The 14519-nt window shown below is 64.5% G+C and carries 13 protein-coding genes; all 13 read left to right on the top strand.

Features of this window, described 5'->3' with window-relative positions; all coding sequences use genetic code 11:
* Nucleotides 1–6: 6 nt before the first annotated feature.
* The gene (locus RLT57_RS20895) at nucleotides 7–792 is read left to right on the top strand and encodes a hypothetical protein (protein WP_311298801.1); all 786 of its coding nucleotides are present in this window, start codon (nucleotides 7–9) and stop codon (nucleotides 790–792) included.
* Nucleotides 793–804: 12 nt separating this feature from the next.
* Nucleotides 805–3717, top strand: coding sequence for a hypothetical protein (locus tag RLT57_RS20890; RefSeq protein WP_311298800.1), 2913 nt, complete (start codon nucleotides 805–807; stop codon nucleotides 3715–3717).
* Nucleotides 3714–5792 carry a hypothetical protein gene (locus RLT57_RS20885; protein WP_311298799.1) on the top strand — a complete coding sequence of 693 codons (2079 nt, stop codon included), beginning with the start codon at nucleotides 3714–3716 and terminating at the stop codon, nucleotides 5790–5792. Before RLT57_RS20890 ends, RLT57_RS20885 begins: the two co-directional genes overlap by 4 nt.
* A 467-nt stretch (nucleotides 5793–6259) precedes the next feature.
* Entirely contained in the window at nucleotides 6260–7135 is an 876-nt protein-coding gene (locus RLT57_RS20880; RefSeq protein WP_311298798.1) for a hypothetical protein, read from the top strand.
* Between the two features lie 91 nt (nucleotides 7136–7226).
* Nucleotides 7227–7670 carry a hypothetical protein gene (locus RLT57_RS20875; protein WP_311298797.1) on the top strand — a complete coding sequence of 148 codons (444 nt, stop codon included), beginning with the start codon at nucleotides 7227–7229 and terminating at the stop codon, nucleotides 7668–7670.
* A gap of 172 nt (nucleotides 7671–7842) precedes the next feature.
* Nucleotides 7843–8379 (top strand): hypothetical protein, encoded by a 537-nt coding sequence (locus tag RLT57_RS20870; protein ID WP_311298796.1) that lies wholly within the window; start codon nucleotides 7843–7845, stop codon nucleotides 8377–8379.
* Nucleotides 8376–9035, top strand: coding sequence for an ATP-binding protein (locus tag RLT57_RS20865; protein ID WP_311298795.1), 660 nt, complete (start codon nucleotides 8376–8378; stop codon nucleotides 9033–9035). Before RLT57_RS20870 ends, RLT57_RS20865 begins: the two co-directional genes overlap by 4 nt.
* Nucleotides 9032–9484: a hypothetical protein gene (locus RLT57_RS20860; protein WP_311298794.1), complete on the top strand. Its 453-nt coding sequence runs from the start codon at nucleotides 9032–9034 to the stop codon at nucleotides 9482–9484. The genes RLT57_RS20865 and RLT57_RS20860 overlap by 4 nt, the downstream gene beginning before the upstream one ends.
* Nucleotides 9485–10318 (top strand): phage antirepressor, encoded by an 834-nt coding sequence (locus RLT57_RS20855; protein WP_311298793.1) that lies wholly within the window; start codon nucleotides 9485–9487, stop codon nucleotides 10316–10318.
* Nucleotides 10315–10593, top strand: coding sequence for a hypothetical protein (locus RLT57_RS20850; RefSeq protein ID WP_311298792.1), 279 nt, complete (start codon nucleotides 10315–10317; stop codon nucleotides 10591–10593). The genes RLT57_RS20855 and RLT57_RS20850 overlap by 4 nt, the downstream gene beginning before the upstream one ends.
* Before the next feature lie 151 nt (nucleotides 10594–10744).
* Nucleotides 10745–11980, top strand: coding sequence for a DnaB-like helicase C-terminal domain-containing protein (locus RLT57_RS20845; protein WP_311298791.1), 1236 nt, complete (start codon nucleotides 10745–10747; stop codon nucleotides 11978–11980).
* Nucleotides 11892–12932 (top strand): toprim domain-containing protein, encoded by a 1041-nt coding sequence (locus RLT57_RS20840; RefSeq protein WP_311298790.1) that lies wholly within the window; start codon nucleotides 11892–11894, stop codon nucleotides 12930–12932. The genes RLT57_RS20845 and RLT57_RS20840 overlap by 89 nt, the downstream gene beginning before the upstream one ends.
* Nucleotides 12932–14518: a DEAD/DEAH box helicase gene (locus tag RLT57_RS20835; protein ID WP_311298789.1), complete on the top strand. Its 1587-nt coding sequence runs from the start codon at nucleotides 12932–12934 to the stop codon at nucleotides 14516–14518. Before RLT57_RS20840 ends, RLT57_RS20835 begins: the two co-directional genes overlap by 1 nt.
* Nucleotide 14519 lies beyond the last annotated feature (1 nt).

The raw sequence follows: 14519 nt of genomic DNA, 5'->3' as shown, positions 1-14519 counted from the left end.
GACGCTATGCCTGCTGTCTACCCGATGTCGGTGAAGTCCTGGACCCCGAAGGTCGACCAGGTCGACACGATCTGGGCCGCTCACGTCAACGACTTGCAGAACGAGTTGGCGGCCGTCGAGCGCACCGTCGGCGCGAACCCGCATACCTGGGTCGGCTGGTCTCCGAGCACCATTCAGCCGAGAATCTGGCCGCCGCCTCCCGGGTCCATGACACTCAAAACACCGGCTCCCGTGGCGAATTTCGGAGCTGCCAAGACCTTCACCGACGTCTCAGACAGGATCAAGACGATCCAGCAGCAGACGACCTGGCTGACTCTGATGACCCAACTCCTTGTTGGTCAGTCCGGCACAAAGCCCAGCAAGCCCGCCGCCGCAGTAATCCGTGCCCCGGGAATGCACGTACCCACCGGGGAAGAGTCCTGGACACCCTTCAAATGGGGCGCGGCCGACTACGACCCGAACAAGATGTACCACGGCGGTTCCACCATCGCCTGCCCCGTATCGGGCTTCTGGGAAGTGACGGTAAACGTCTGGGCCGACTCCACGACGCAACACGCGAACGACTTCCATTTCGTGCATGTGCGACTCATGCGCGGATCTGAGGAAGTCGCCGGTCAGGACTCGATCGTTGAAACGCGCACTTGGATCAGGCATCGAATCAACATGGCCTGGCAGGGGCGGTGGAACGCCGGCACGACCATGCAGGTGCAGATCTCCCAGCACGGCCTCGTCTCCGCCTCCGTGAGTGCGAACGCCACCGTCAGCTTCTCCTTCGTGCGCGACCTGACGTGAGGTGAGCTAACTGTGGGCGTCTACGAACTCGATATCTACTCGAAAACCCTCTACGGCGCACCTGCCTTCGTGGCTTTCGACTCCACCGTGTTCGTCGAGCAACGAGGCTTCGGTGCGTTGGAGGTCACATGGGGCGCCCCGGTGCAGGCCGCTGCCTCTCAGATCCTGGCCGGGGTCAAGGCGTGGACGAAGCTGCGACTCATTCGGAACTCCTACGGCGTCCCGGATACAGAAGACGACGGTTGGGTGGTTCTGGAGACCTCGGCCGGAACGGACACCGGAACATTCCTCGACGACACCGTGGTCCCCGGGCGGGTGTACTACTACGGCGTATTTGTATCGACGGCACCGGACACGTGGGACTACACCATCACCTACTACCCCGGAGACTTGGTCACCTACAACTCTGGTGTCTACATCAGCATAAAGGCCGGCCCCGGCGCTCCTCCCGACCTGAATCCGACCTACTGGACTCTTTCGGGAATCAGTGAGCAGTGGGTGCGCTGCGGTGGTGGAGTCGGCCTGGCAGTCGCGGAATTTGGGAACAGCCTGCTTCTGTATGACAACATTCCGCGTCCGTACAAGGTCGAGACCGTCGAATCAACCGCGTCGAGCATTCCCGTGAATGAGCAACTCGCCCGCTTCTGCTCGCTGTTCGGCTATTTCTTCGACGTAATGAAGTGTGAGCACGACCAGCTACTGCGCCTCAACGACGTGTTGCAGTGCACGGACCGGCAAGTCACCCTGCTCGCACAGCAGATGGGAATCGCCGACAGGCTCCCGACGCTGCCCGAGCTGCGCAGGACTTACGTGCGTGACGCCGCGCTCATTCAGCGCGACCGGGGCAGCACCGCTTCAACCGCAGCGCTTGTCAGAGCCATTACCGGCTGGGATGCCGACGTGTCCATTGGCTACAACGAATTGCACGACCTCGACGAGGCCAGTTTCGCCAGCCCCCAGTTCCCAGCCTGGGCGCGCGACACGGTGTACTCGACGACTGCCGGCAGCCAGCTCTACAGCGACATCGTCCAGTACGGCGGCGAGCTGTACGCGGCCATCGGCACCCCCAGGCGGGAGTCGGCGTACCTGTCCTACACCGGGTCGAATCCCGTCAGGACCGGGGCGGGCACCATCGTGCGCGACCCCGACCAAGTCGCCGATCCGTACCCCGGCTACGTCCACCTGGACGGCGCGGCTCCCGGGGACACAATGACCTTCACGTTCAATGCCGCGAGCGGCGGCGCCGGCTCCTACAACGTCCTCCTGGTCGCCGTGGGCGACCCCGCCGGAGGCATCGTGACCGCCACGGTGAACGGTGCCGCCGTCACCATGCCGCCCCTCGACCTCTACAGCCCCTCGCGCCAGCTCATCCCGATCAGCTTGATCGGGAATTACAGCCTGACGCCAACGGGCAACACCTTGAAACTCACCGTGACCGGAAAGAACGCCCTCTCGACCGGATACGGGATCACAGCGTCTTACTGGATGATCCAGGGCGGCGGGATCAACCTGAACGTCCCCCCGACCGGCGACCCCTTGTCAGCCACCTACTGGCAGGCTCTGACGCCGAACTCGCTCCAGGACACTCTCACCGAGCAGAACCCTCTCACCGGGGGCTACGGGAGCTGGAACCTCTCGATCTCCGGCGGGGCCACCAACCCCGACGTGTCTTCGGGTCTGAGCCCCGACTGGTGGATCTCGCCGCAAGGCGCACGTTCTGGCACCAGCAGTCCGGGCACGGGCAACGCGCTCAACTACACGGCCAAGACCGCTGCCGGCACCCGTGAAGTCTTCCTGTCCGGCCCGGTCAAGGCTCCCGCCTGGGACCCCACAAACACGTACTTCGCGGGCCAGGCCGTGGTTTGGAATCCGCTGGGCTGGAGCAAGCCGCCGGTCTATATGGCCAAGGCGCAATCTGTCGGTCGCCAGCCGGATCTCAATCCCGACAAGTGGGCTTTCACTCCGTACAGCGCCAACACGTCGCCCGAGATCAGCCGCATCATCACGGATTCCATCTACACGCCGAAGGTGATCTCCTGGTCGGCCACGCGATCGTATAGGCAGGGTGACCGTATTGCCTGGCGCGGACACCTATACGAAGCCGCCCTGCCCTCTCTCGGCATATTCCCCACTGGGTACAACACTGATAATCAGTGGTGGCGCTGGTGCGGCCTCAACTCCCAGCGATACACGGTCAGTCTCTACCACAACCGCACCGCGACTGCTTCGGGCGAGGACGTACGCATATTCATCAATTTCTACAACTCCTACGGCGTCTTCGGTGGAACCGGTTTTCTTGGCTCCGATGCCCAACTCCTCTACGACCGATTTGAGTTGCACAACTTCGCGTACCCGCAGTCCACGGGAAATGCCCCCGCGGGCTACGTCAAGCCAGCCGCGGGCCAGCAGGGCGTTCCTATTCCATGGAACGTCTCTTACGGAACGTGGAGCAACGGGCGCGGCGTTGTGCGTCCCACGGCCTGGAACTCGACGTCAGACAACGAAAAGAAGGCCGGGCGGATTCTCTGGTTCTACCGCAACTGGGTGTACGACCCGCCGTCCGGCCATCAAGGCGAACAGCTTTACGTCACGTTCATGTCCGCACCTGACAACAGCGCCGGCCTGATGGAGCACGGTGTTGTCTTCCGCTACAACGCCACCAACTATTGGCTTGCCTCTCGGGATCGGCTCACCTACACCCAACTGACCTTCACTTCCGGGGCCGTCACCGGAGTTACGGTCACTGAGGTTGCGACGTGGACTCCGGTCCAGTCAGGCGAGCGATTCAGGGTCAGGAATCGCGCAGCGGACATCCTGGTGGAGTCCCGTATCCCGGGACAAAGTTGGCGCACTCTCGCCACTGTCAGCGATACCCGGAACAATTCCGCCCTTGGATGGGGTTTGCTGGAAAGGCTGCGCTCATGACCATGCCCATTCCCGTCACCTTCTCCGGGACGAGCACCAGCAGGGGCGCTTTCGATCCCGCTCTGCGCCTCATCACACAAATATCGCTCGCCGGTGCAAGTGCAGGGAACGGCGCCTGCACGGTGAGCCAGTCCAGCGTACCTGGCGCATTCGCCGACTTCGCCCTCGTCCCCTATGGCCCTGTCGTCTACGCGGACCCGGCCTTCACCCACGTGACCTCCGGTGTTTACCGCCCCGGGGGTACAGGAGACACGGTGGGTCAGTGGAAGCGGCTCTCGCTCTCGATCACTGTGCCCAATAGTGAATACGTACCGGGGCCTCTGGGGCGTATCTATGGTGTCTTCGAGTTGGCAAGGCTTGGCATCACGTCCACCAACATGGCCTTGAACGAAACTCAGCAACTGGCCTATGTGCAGTTCGAGAAGACGCCGCCCGGCCTGGACGCGGACAGCAATCAGTTCGGTTCCAACCTGTTCAGCTTGGAGCAGGCGAGCTACGAGGGCCGGATGCTCTACGAGCCGGTGGCAGCAACCGGCGAAACCGACTACATGTCATACAGCCGCAGTACCGAACGGGCATCCTGTGGCACTTACGCCGGGAAATTCGTCTATCAGTCTCCCCCGCCGGCCAACTCGTACACGGCGGTCGCGAACTTCGGCACCTATCCCAACCTCAGCAACCGGCGGCAGACCTACGCCGATGTGAAGTACCGAGCCTTCAGCACTGACGACGCCTTGCCCGGTACTACTCCGAGCACGGATGTGGGGGGCACCCCCGTCCCCGCCCCGGCCACCCTGACTCTGCGGCCCCTCCAGGCCGCCCTCGTACGGGTAGAGCCCGGCGTCGTCTACCAAGCACAGATCTCGGCCGCGACCGAGGTCGCCGGCCAGGTTTTCCAGTGCGCCATCCTCCGCTACGACGCCTCCTTCAACCTGATCGGGACCCAGGCGTCAGGAGCCGGCGTGACCACGGCAGGCGGCTTCAAGTGGCAACAGGCCACGTCCCAACTCCTGATGGAGGACAACGCAGCCTGGGCGGCCGTCGTCCCACGCATCACCTCGGGTGGTGCCTCCCGCTTCGTTTTCTACGCCGACGAGCACCGCATCTGGATTCCCTCGACGTTGTCGACGAAGAAGGCGGGCGCCAGTCCTGCACGCGCCTGGCAACCGCCTCGGCAACTCATCCTCAAACTCCGAGCAACCCGCGTGAACTACGTCACCAACCCGAGTTTTCAGAACGGTGTCTCGGGCTGGAACCTGGTGAAGGACCCCAGCATCACGGCGGCGTTCACGCTGTCGACCGGCGCCGGGATCGTCGGCAACGCCGCACAGTTCAACATCGACACCGCGCCGACCGCCACCCTGATCAGCGGAACATCACCCCGCACCGGCATCACGACGGTGACCGGGCAGAACGCACTCATCAGCCGCCTGAAGCCCTCAACGGTCTACACGGCCAGCCTGTACGTGAAGCCGACGCTGTGCCCGGTTCCGATCACGATCTGGGCCAACAACGGCGCCCAGCTCGTGCGAGGCACCAGCAGCCCACTCTTCGACCCCTGGCTGAACCAGAGCTGGTTCCGTCTGGCAGTGACCTTCAAGACCAGCCCCACCTTCGGCGGGTCCGGGATGGTCAGCGTCGGCTACGCGGCGGACGACGTGGCGTCGGTCTATCAGGCCGTCATCCCCGACAGCAACGGCGCCGTGTGGACGCCTCTCGATGTCGACCCGGCCGGCTACCCGGGCTGGACCCAGACAGCCACGTACGAGGTTGGAAACCGGGTCGCCTACAACGGCGCCGTCTATCAGGCACGGGTGAAGCACGGGCCTTTCCCGAATGTGGGCCCGTTGACCTTCCTGCTCGATCAATTCCTTCTGGAGGAAGCCGACAAAGTGGCCCCGTACTTCGACGGAAGCCAGCCAAGCGGTGACTACCTGTGGGAGGGCGATCCAGGGAACTCGCGCTCGCACTATTACCGGGGAAAAAGAGTCAATCAGTACCGTCTCGACCAGATCATTCAGCGCCAATTGGGCGTGGGCGCCTCGTACCGGATCGTGTACGCGAGCGCCCCCTGACACAGGGGCCCTCATGACACATCTGATCGTGCTCGCACTGGCCACGTTTTTCGCCTGGGAATGCCTCCTGCTTCCCGTTGTACGACCGGCGTGCATGCTGTTGCGCCTGCCAGACGCCCTCGCTGGCTACGTCAAGTCCGCGACCGCGCTGGGCGCCGCCCTGGCGCTAGACCACTGGGTGGACCGAACCTTCCTTCTACCGGTAGCTGCGGTTTCCCTGTCTGGCGCACTCTCCATGCTGCGCCGTTGGAGTGAGACACAAAACATTTCCGCTCTCGTCCGAGGCAGAGCCAGACGGGGGATGCCAATGCCGGGTCCTTAGAGGTCAGGCGGGGTGTCTCACCCTTTCGAGTTCCTTTGCGCCGACAGAGTGGATTCATCAGAATCGGTCACGACACCCCTATTTTCCGTCGGACCTGGAAGGCACTATCTCTTCCGTCCAGCACATCAACACATGTGAGGAAAATATGGCTAGTGGAAAGCGTCCGGTGACGCTGGGCATCTTCGGTTCCGGAGAGGCGTCTCCGGCACTGGTCTGCGACTCCCTGAACGACCAGTTCGCGTTCGGCCCCGAGGACAGCGAAGGGTACTTCGCCCCTTCCGAGGAGTACGACCTGGCTGTGCTCCTGCCGGCCGGCGGCTCGATCACCTCCAAGGGCGTCCACTCCGTCTGGGAGTGGGCCGTGCGCTGCGAGCTGCCGTATCGGGTCCTCTGGGACGAGACCGGCAATGACCGCACCGTGGATGTCCTGGGCCACGTCGACCGGCCCGAGGACATCGACATCGTGGACGACGTGGGCGCTGCGCTCGTCGACCAGCTCGTCAAGAGCGAGCACGGCATGCTCCTCGTGATCAGCGAGAACGAGACCTTCGACGAGGCCACCGCGCAGGTCGCCGCAGCCGCACTACGTGCCGGGCTGCCGGCGTACGACTTGGCTCGCGCGCTGCTGGAGGTGACCTGGCGCCACCTTCCCGACCACGAGCCCCCCGGCGCCTCAGCCCTCGAAGACGAGAACGACGGACAGACGGCCCTCGCCATCGTGCCCGACGGGCCCGACGTCGTTCTCAGTGCCCAGGAGATCGCCGTGGTGGTCGACGCCTTCACTCAGGCGGAAGAGCTTCTGGACAGCATCGGTGAGGGCCTCCTGGCCCGAATCGCCGACACGCGTGAGTCCCTGATCCACGGCCGCTCCCTCCTGGCCCCGAAGCCCGAGGCTCCCGCCGAGGACGGGGAGCCCAAGAAGACCCGACTGGAGATCTTCGACCCCGAGAAGAACGCCTGGGTCCCGGCCGGCCGAGGTCGGCCGCCGAAGGGCGTCCAGAAGCGCCGAGTTCCCGCGTAGCACGCGAATGGCCCCGGCGGAGGGGGGTCCGCCGGGGCCATATCGAATTTGGCCGCCACGCCAGTACATCTGCATTCACAGGGAGAATAGCATGCACCCCTCGTTTTGCGACGGCGGCGAAAATGGGCCCGAACTTCCCGTCTCGGTGGAGGACATCCTCGGCCGCGCTCCCGAGCGCGCCCGGCTCGCTTATACAAGCCTCGTAACCAACGCCGATTCCCGCTACGACGCGGAGACCGGCTGGTCCTGCGCGTACATCACGCAACAGGCCCTCGCCGACGAGATGTACGTGTGCCTACGCACTGCAACTCGCGCCGTACGGGACCTGCGCGACATCGGGCTAGTGCGCGTCTTGTCTTGGCCAGGGGCCCGAACTGAAACGCAAGTCCGGATCGCGTCCGTCGACATCTCATCGCCCTTCGGCCCGGTGCAGGCAGCCCTCGCCGGCAGCTCGAAGCAACAGCTCATCGACAAGGCCATCTCCCAACTCGTCGCCACCAATCGGGAGTTGGAGGCACTGGCTTCCAGTGTCTGACGGAGTAACTCCGGTGACGCAGCAACTGACACGTCGAGCGCGTGCATACGCGCTGAAGCACAAGCCCTAGCTCAAGAAATAGCTAGGCAAATAGAAACCTACGGTTTCTATTAGCTGCCCACGAACGTTCGTTCGGGGCAGTTCTGGCCCGCCACACAGCCAGGAGAAGTACATGGCCCGCAAAAGCATCCACGACCCCGACGCTGAACTCGACGCCACGGCCATCGTCCGGAACATGCTCCAGGGGGAGCCGGAGCCCTCCGCGCCAGCCCAACCTCGCTGGACCCCGCCGGAGACCGGACAACGCCGTGAACGGCGCTCCAAGGGGCGTCCGTACGGCCCCGACAGCCTCCCCGGCCTCGCCGACTACTTCACCAACTCCTGCCCGCCGCTGAGCTGGGCCGGCGGTCTGGAGATCGGCAACCGCCAGGCCCTGGTCGCCGTGTTCTCGGAGCTGCGGCGCGAGTCCGGCCTGAGCCCGGACGACTGCCGCGCCCTGGTCGACCTGTACGTCACTCGTCTCGCCGGCAAGGCCCCCGCCAGGCCCTACGTGTGGGACTTCAAGTGGCGCCGCTTTCAACTGCTGCGCGACCTGCGCAGCACGGGACTCACGGTCACCGCCGAGGAGTACAGCACCTGGCAGGAAGCTCCCAGGTCCGACGCCCCCACTGACGACAACTTCACCGCCTCCTGGGGGTCCAGCACATGATCACCACCCAGATGGACCCCGAAAAGGCGCGCTGGGTCGGAACGGGAATCCCGCTGCGCCTTCGCGGCCTGACCCTCAACGACGTCGAAGAGATGAGCGGCGACACCAGCTCGATCAAGAAGGCCCGGATCTACGTCGAGGGCTACCGCGCCCAGCAGTCCAAGAACTGGAGGGGCCTGCCCACCAGCAACGCCTTCGGGCGCGGCTTGCTCTTCGCCGGCCACCCTGGCACCGGCAAGACCACCCTTGCCGCCGCCGTCCTTTGCGAACTGCGCCGCCGGTGGGGCGTGAGCGTCTACGCCTCCCGGTACAGCGAGCACATCGAGCGCGAGCGAAGCCTTCTGCGTGCGGATCAATCCGTCGATCCCGAGCGCGTCTCGCGCTGGCAGTACGCCGTCGAGCGCGTCCAGTGGGCCGACGTGGTCCTCCTCGACGACGTCGGACACGAGCACAGCACCGACAGCAAGTTCGCCGAGGACACCTTGGAGAAGCTCCTGCGCCAGCGCTACGACGAGGGCCGGCCGACCCTCATCACGACGAACCTGTCCGGCGACGACTGGGCCGCCCGCTATTCCAAGGCGCTACGCAGCTTCATGGACCAGTGCACCCGCCGCGAGATTTTCACCGGCGAAAGCTACCGCCGGGGCGACCAGTGATCGGCGGTGACCTCGACGACGCACCGGTGCCCCCCGGGGTCTACGTCGTCTGGGAAGAGCTGCTCGGCGTCCCCGGCGGTCGGTACACACCGCAGCGGTTCGCCCGCCGGCAGCGCTGGCACCGGCCGGCCGCCGCCTTGGGGCTGTACGAGACCAACCCCAAGGCCGTCCAGGCGCTGTGGGGCCTGTGGGAGGACGACCGGCCCGTCACCGTCGTCACCTACCTGCCCCGGGACGTCGCCGCTCACCTGCCTCGCCGCCTGGAGCGCGAGTGCGTACCCCACGCCCGGTTCCTCGTCGACCAGCCCGTGCACATGAGCCGCACCATCGCGCTGCTGGCCGACGTCGCCCGGATCGTCCACAGCGTCCCAGCACACGCCTTCCTGTACGGCCCCAAGGGCTTTCTCGTCCCCCCGCAGTCCCCAGAGCTGATCCGAGAGGTGCTGTAAATGGCCGACGTCATCCCCCTGGTATTTCCCGAGACGAATAAGTGCGTGCGGGTGCTCATGATCAACGGCGCCCCCTGGTGGGTCGCCCGCGACGTGTGCAGCGTGCTCGAAATGGAGCGGCCCGACGCCGCACTGCGTGGCCTCGATGACGACGAGAAGGGGGCTCACACTGTGAGCACCCCCGGCGGTGACCAGCGTATGTCCGTCATCAATGAGTCGGGCCTGTACTCGATGATCCTGCGCAGCCGGAAGGCCGAGGCCAGGGCGTTCAAGAAGTGGATCACCGGAGAGGTTCTGCCGGAAATTCGCCGGACCGGCGGCTACGGAGCCGACAAGGCCGCCTTCGACACCCCGCGAACTTTTGGCGACGCACTCCTGCTCGCCGCAGCGCAGTGGGAAGAACTTGAGGCGACGAAAAAGCAGCTCGAAGCCGCCGCACCGAAAGTGGAAGCGGCAGACGCCTACTTCGCGTCGGAGAAGTACCTCCTCGTCCGCGAGGCCGCCAAGCTCCTCGGGCTCAGGGAGAAGGGGCTGCGAACGCTGCTGCTGGAGAAGGGCTTCATTTTCCGGCATCGAAACGCATACGGCGACAGCTACTACGACGTAGCCGCTCGCTACGCAGACGCCGGCCTGTTCGCCACCAGGGTCTACAGCCGCATGCAGGACGACGGCGGTGCGCGGACCACGTACACGGTCTACATCACCCCCAAGGGCATGGAAGTCATCCGGAAGATCATTCGTGATCTCGCCGACAGGAGAAACGTTCCTGCGGTCCGGCACGGGCTCCCCACACGGACTGCCCGCCCCCTCACCCAGGGTGGTGGCCGCCCGTGATCGACTACCGGCCCGACGCCTGCGACAACCGCCGAATCACCACCCAGATCATCCCGGACGACACCAACAAGTTCGTCCGGTTCCGGTCCGAGATCGGCCTGGACGGCTACGAGGAAATGCCCCTGGTCGCCTGGGCCGTGGTCATCACCCTCCAATCGGGCGCCCCGCCGATCCAGACCCTGGAACCGGTCGTGGACGACAGGTGCCACGGCCCAATCGCGCTGGGCGACCTCGAACTCGAAGTGGGGCCCCTCACGCTGCTGGAGGTCGAGTGAGCCACCGGCACTACTGCCCCGACCCGGACACCTGTCAGGAACGCACACCCTGCTGCCTCTGGTCGGAGGGCGACTGCCTCTGCGACTACCCAGACCAGTGCCGCCAGCCCGCCGCCGATCGACAACTGCCGCCCGCAGACCGGGACGTGACATGAGCACCATCGAGGAGGAGGTGATCTCGTACATCGCCCTGACCGGCGACCTGGACACGGTCGTCGGTCAGGCCGGCGTCACCCCCGAGCACTTCCTGGACCCCGCCACACGCAAGGTCTTCCAGAGCATCCTTGCCTTCAAGGCCGACTTCGGCGAGTCCCCGACACCCGAAGTGATCCACCGCGACCACCCGACCTTTCCCTTCACCGAGGACAGCTCGGGCCCCATCGACTACCTGCTGCGCGAACTGCACGAGAGCCGACGCCGCACGATCATCGACCTGGGTATGGGCGCCGTCGGCGAGGCCCTGGACAAGGGCGGCAGCGAAGCCGCGCTCCCCCTTCTCCGCATCATGCTCGCCCAAGCAACCACCGCCACGGCCGGGTCGCGCGAAATCAACTACGCCGCCACCGGAGCCCAGCGGCTGGACCTCTACCGACAAGCGCGCGACAACCCGGGCGAACTGCTGGGCATCCCCACCGGATTCCGGTTCCTCGACCAGGTCACGCTTGGAATCCAGCCCCAGCAGATGATCGTCCTCACCGGCCTCGCCAAGAGCTGCAAGACCACCGTCATGCTCGGCATGACGCGCTCTGCGTACGACTACGGGGCCAAGCCGCTTCTCGTCAGCTTCGAGATGCCGTATGCGGAAATCTCCAGGAGACTGGACGGCTTCCTGGCCAAGGTAAATCCGAAGAAGCTCCAGACAGGGCAGCTCACGGCCAAGGAATGGCGTGTCCTGGAAGCGGCGCTGAGCAGCCCCCTCGGCGAACAGCCGTACATCGTCACCGAAGACAGGGCCGGCGCCATGACCATCGCCGGCATTCAAACGAAAATCGACCAGCTCTCCCCCTCGGTCGTCTTCATCGACGGGGCGTACTTCCTCTTCGACGAGATCAGCCGCGAGTCCCAGACTCCCCTCGCGCTTACGAATATCTCCAGGGGTCTGAAGAAGCTCGCGTTGAACAACGACCTTCCTGTGGTGGTCACCACACAGTCCCTGGCCCACAAAGTGGGAGCGAAGGGACTCACAGCATCAAGTCTTGGATACACCAGTGCCTGGGTGCAGGACGCTGACCTGGTCGTCGGAATGGAGGCCACCGACGAGGACTTCTTCTACCGGATGAAAGTCCTCGCCAGCCGGAATGCGCCACCCCAGGAGCATCTCATCTCCATCTCGTGGGAGCCGCCGCAGTTCGAGGAGGCGGAAATTGAGTCCGACCTCCCCTACTGACTTCTGGGACAGCCTGGCTGCCTTCGCCAATCCCGTCCCTCACGACCTTCCCGCCGCGATGCGAGCCCTGGGTATCGACCTACTGCGAGAGCTGAGCAAACCCGACTCAACCGAGTACCTCGCCAGGTGCCCGGCCCACCTGTCCCTCACGGGAAAGCGGGACCGCCGACCCAGCTTCTCCGTGAACAGCTCCACCGGCCTGTTCCACTGCTTCTCCTGCGGCTACGCAGGCCCGTTCATCCAACTCGTCGAAGACGGGCTCGGGTTCAACCGCATCGAGGCGTTCCAATGGATCGCCCGGCTGGGGGTCTACCGCACCGTCGAGGACACCGGGCCGACCCCGGCCGTCGACGACGCTGTCCGCGTCACCGAGGCGTCGCTGGCGCTCTTCACGCCGCCGCCGCAGAGGGCATGCGAACGGCGCAGGGTCAGCCCGGAGGCGTGCCAGCACTTCGGTGTCCTGTGGAACACCGAGACACGCCACTGGATTCTGCCGATCAGAGACCCGCTCACCGGAGAGCTGTGGGGCTGGCAGGAGAAGGGACGAAAGTTCTTTCTCAACTACCCAACAGGAATCCGCAAATCGCTCACTCTCTTCGGCGACCTCACCTGGAGCGGAGACAGCGCACTGCTGCTGGAGTCTCCTCTAGACGTCGTGCGCGCGTACACCCTGGGGATACCTGGTGCCTTCTCCAGTTTCGGCGCGCATGTCTCGGAGGCTCAGATGCGCCTTCTCAAGTCCCGGTGCCGGAACCTGATTCTCGGCCTCGACAACGACTCTGCCGGCCGCACGTCGCGGGACAAGATCCATGACCGCTGGCGGCCTCGCGGACTTCCGATGAAATACCTCGAATACAGCCACACCACGGCGAAAGACCTGGGCGACATGAGCGACACCGACGCGCTCTCCGCGTACGGGAACGCGCACCACCCATGGCGTAGGAGGCGTTGATGTTCACCGGCACCCTCTTCCCCTACCAGCACGAAGCGGTCGACCGAATCCTTTCTGATCGGCGTATCCTGGTCGCCTACTCCATGGGTACCGGAAAAACCGTTCTCACTCTCGCAGCACTGGAGGATCTCTTCGGCCAGGGTGAGATCCGCTGCTGCGTCATCATGGTGCCCTCCAGCCTGAAATGGCAGTGGGCCCAGGCCATCGCGCAGTTCACTGATACACCCACGCGCACCGTCACGTTGCGTGGAATGGATCTCGTCGTGCCCGCCGAGGACGTGTGTACCGTCGTCAACGGCACCCCGAAGCAGCGTCGCGCTCAATGGGAAACTGCGCAGCACGCCGATTACGTGATCGTCTCCTACGGAGCTGTGTTGCACGACTGGAAAGAGTTGTGCGCCCTGCCCGGCGATGCATTGGTTCTCGATGAGGCGAGCGCCATCAAGAACTTCTCGGCACAGACGACGAAGCGCGTCAAGAAACTCCGGCCACCGGTTCGCATCGCCCTTACGGGCACGCCCGTTGAAAACCGTCCAGAAGAAGTATTCAGCATCATGGAGTGGGTCAACGCAAAAATTTTGGGCCGCTGGGACCTCTTTGAGAAGTCCTACATCAACAGGAACTTCTTCGGCGGAGTCTCCAGTTACAAGAATCTCGGATTGCTCCACAAGAACCTCTCCCGGGCGATGATCCGGAAATCCCGTCTGGACCCCGAGGTCGCCAAGTACCTGCCGGAGGTCGCCGAGACCACCCGATACGTACAGCTCGACAAGACGACCAGGTCGATCTACAAGGCCATCCTCGCCGACCTCCAGGCCGCCATGGATGAGTTGGCCGAAGCCGGCGGAGAGTTCGATATCGCGGCCTACTACGCCGGCCTCAAGTCCGGGGCGGGGTTCGGCCCCCAGGGCAAGCTCATGGCTCGCCTCCAGGCCGCACGCCTCTTGCTCGACCACCCGCAGCTCCTGATGGACTCAGCCGTGGCGTACCACGAAGGCACCGGGGGTTCCCAGTACGCTGCCGAGTTCGCCGCCCGGCGGTATGACCTGCCTGACCTGTACAGCTCGCCGAAGCTGACCCTCTTGGACGAGCTGGTGGGCACCATGCTTGCCGAGCCCGGCACCAAGGCGGCGATCTTCACGGACTATCGCAAGATGCTGCCGTACCTGTCCGAGCGTCTGGAGAAGTACGGCGACCTGGCGCTCTTCCACGGCGGGCTTACCTCGGACGAGAAGGCGGGCGTCCTCGCTCGGTTCAAGACCGATCCGGAATGCCGCCTCTTCATCTCCACGAACGCCGGCGGGTACGGTCTTGATCTCCCCGAGGCCCAATATCTCGTGAATTACGATCTGCCGTACTCCAACGGTGTTCTGTCACAGAGGAACACGCGCCATGTACGCGCCTCGTCTCAATTCGAGCGTGTCCACGTCACCAGCCTCGTGGTCGAAGACACCGTCGAAGAACGCGTCCAGGCAACCCTTCTTCTGCGCCGACGCCTGTCCGAAGCAGTTGTCGACGGCACTGGCACCGGCGCCCTGGACATGGACGTCGAGTCGCTCTCCGAGCACATCGAAAATGTTCAGTAAG

Source organism: Streptomyces sp. ITFR-21 (assembly GCF_031844685.1).
Lineage (GTDB): Bacteria > Actinomycetota > Actinomycetes > Streptomycetales > Streptomycetaceae > Actinacidiphila.
Note: the sequence above shows the minus strand (reverse complement) of the source record. Positions and strands in the feature narration are given on the sequence as shown.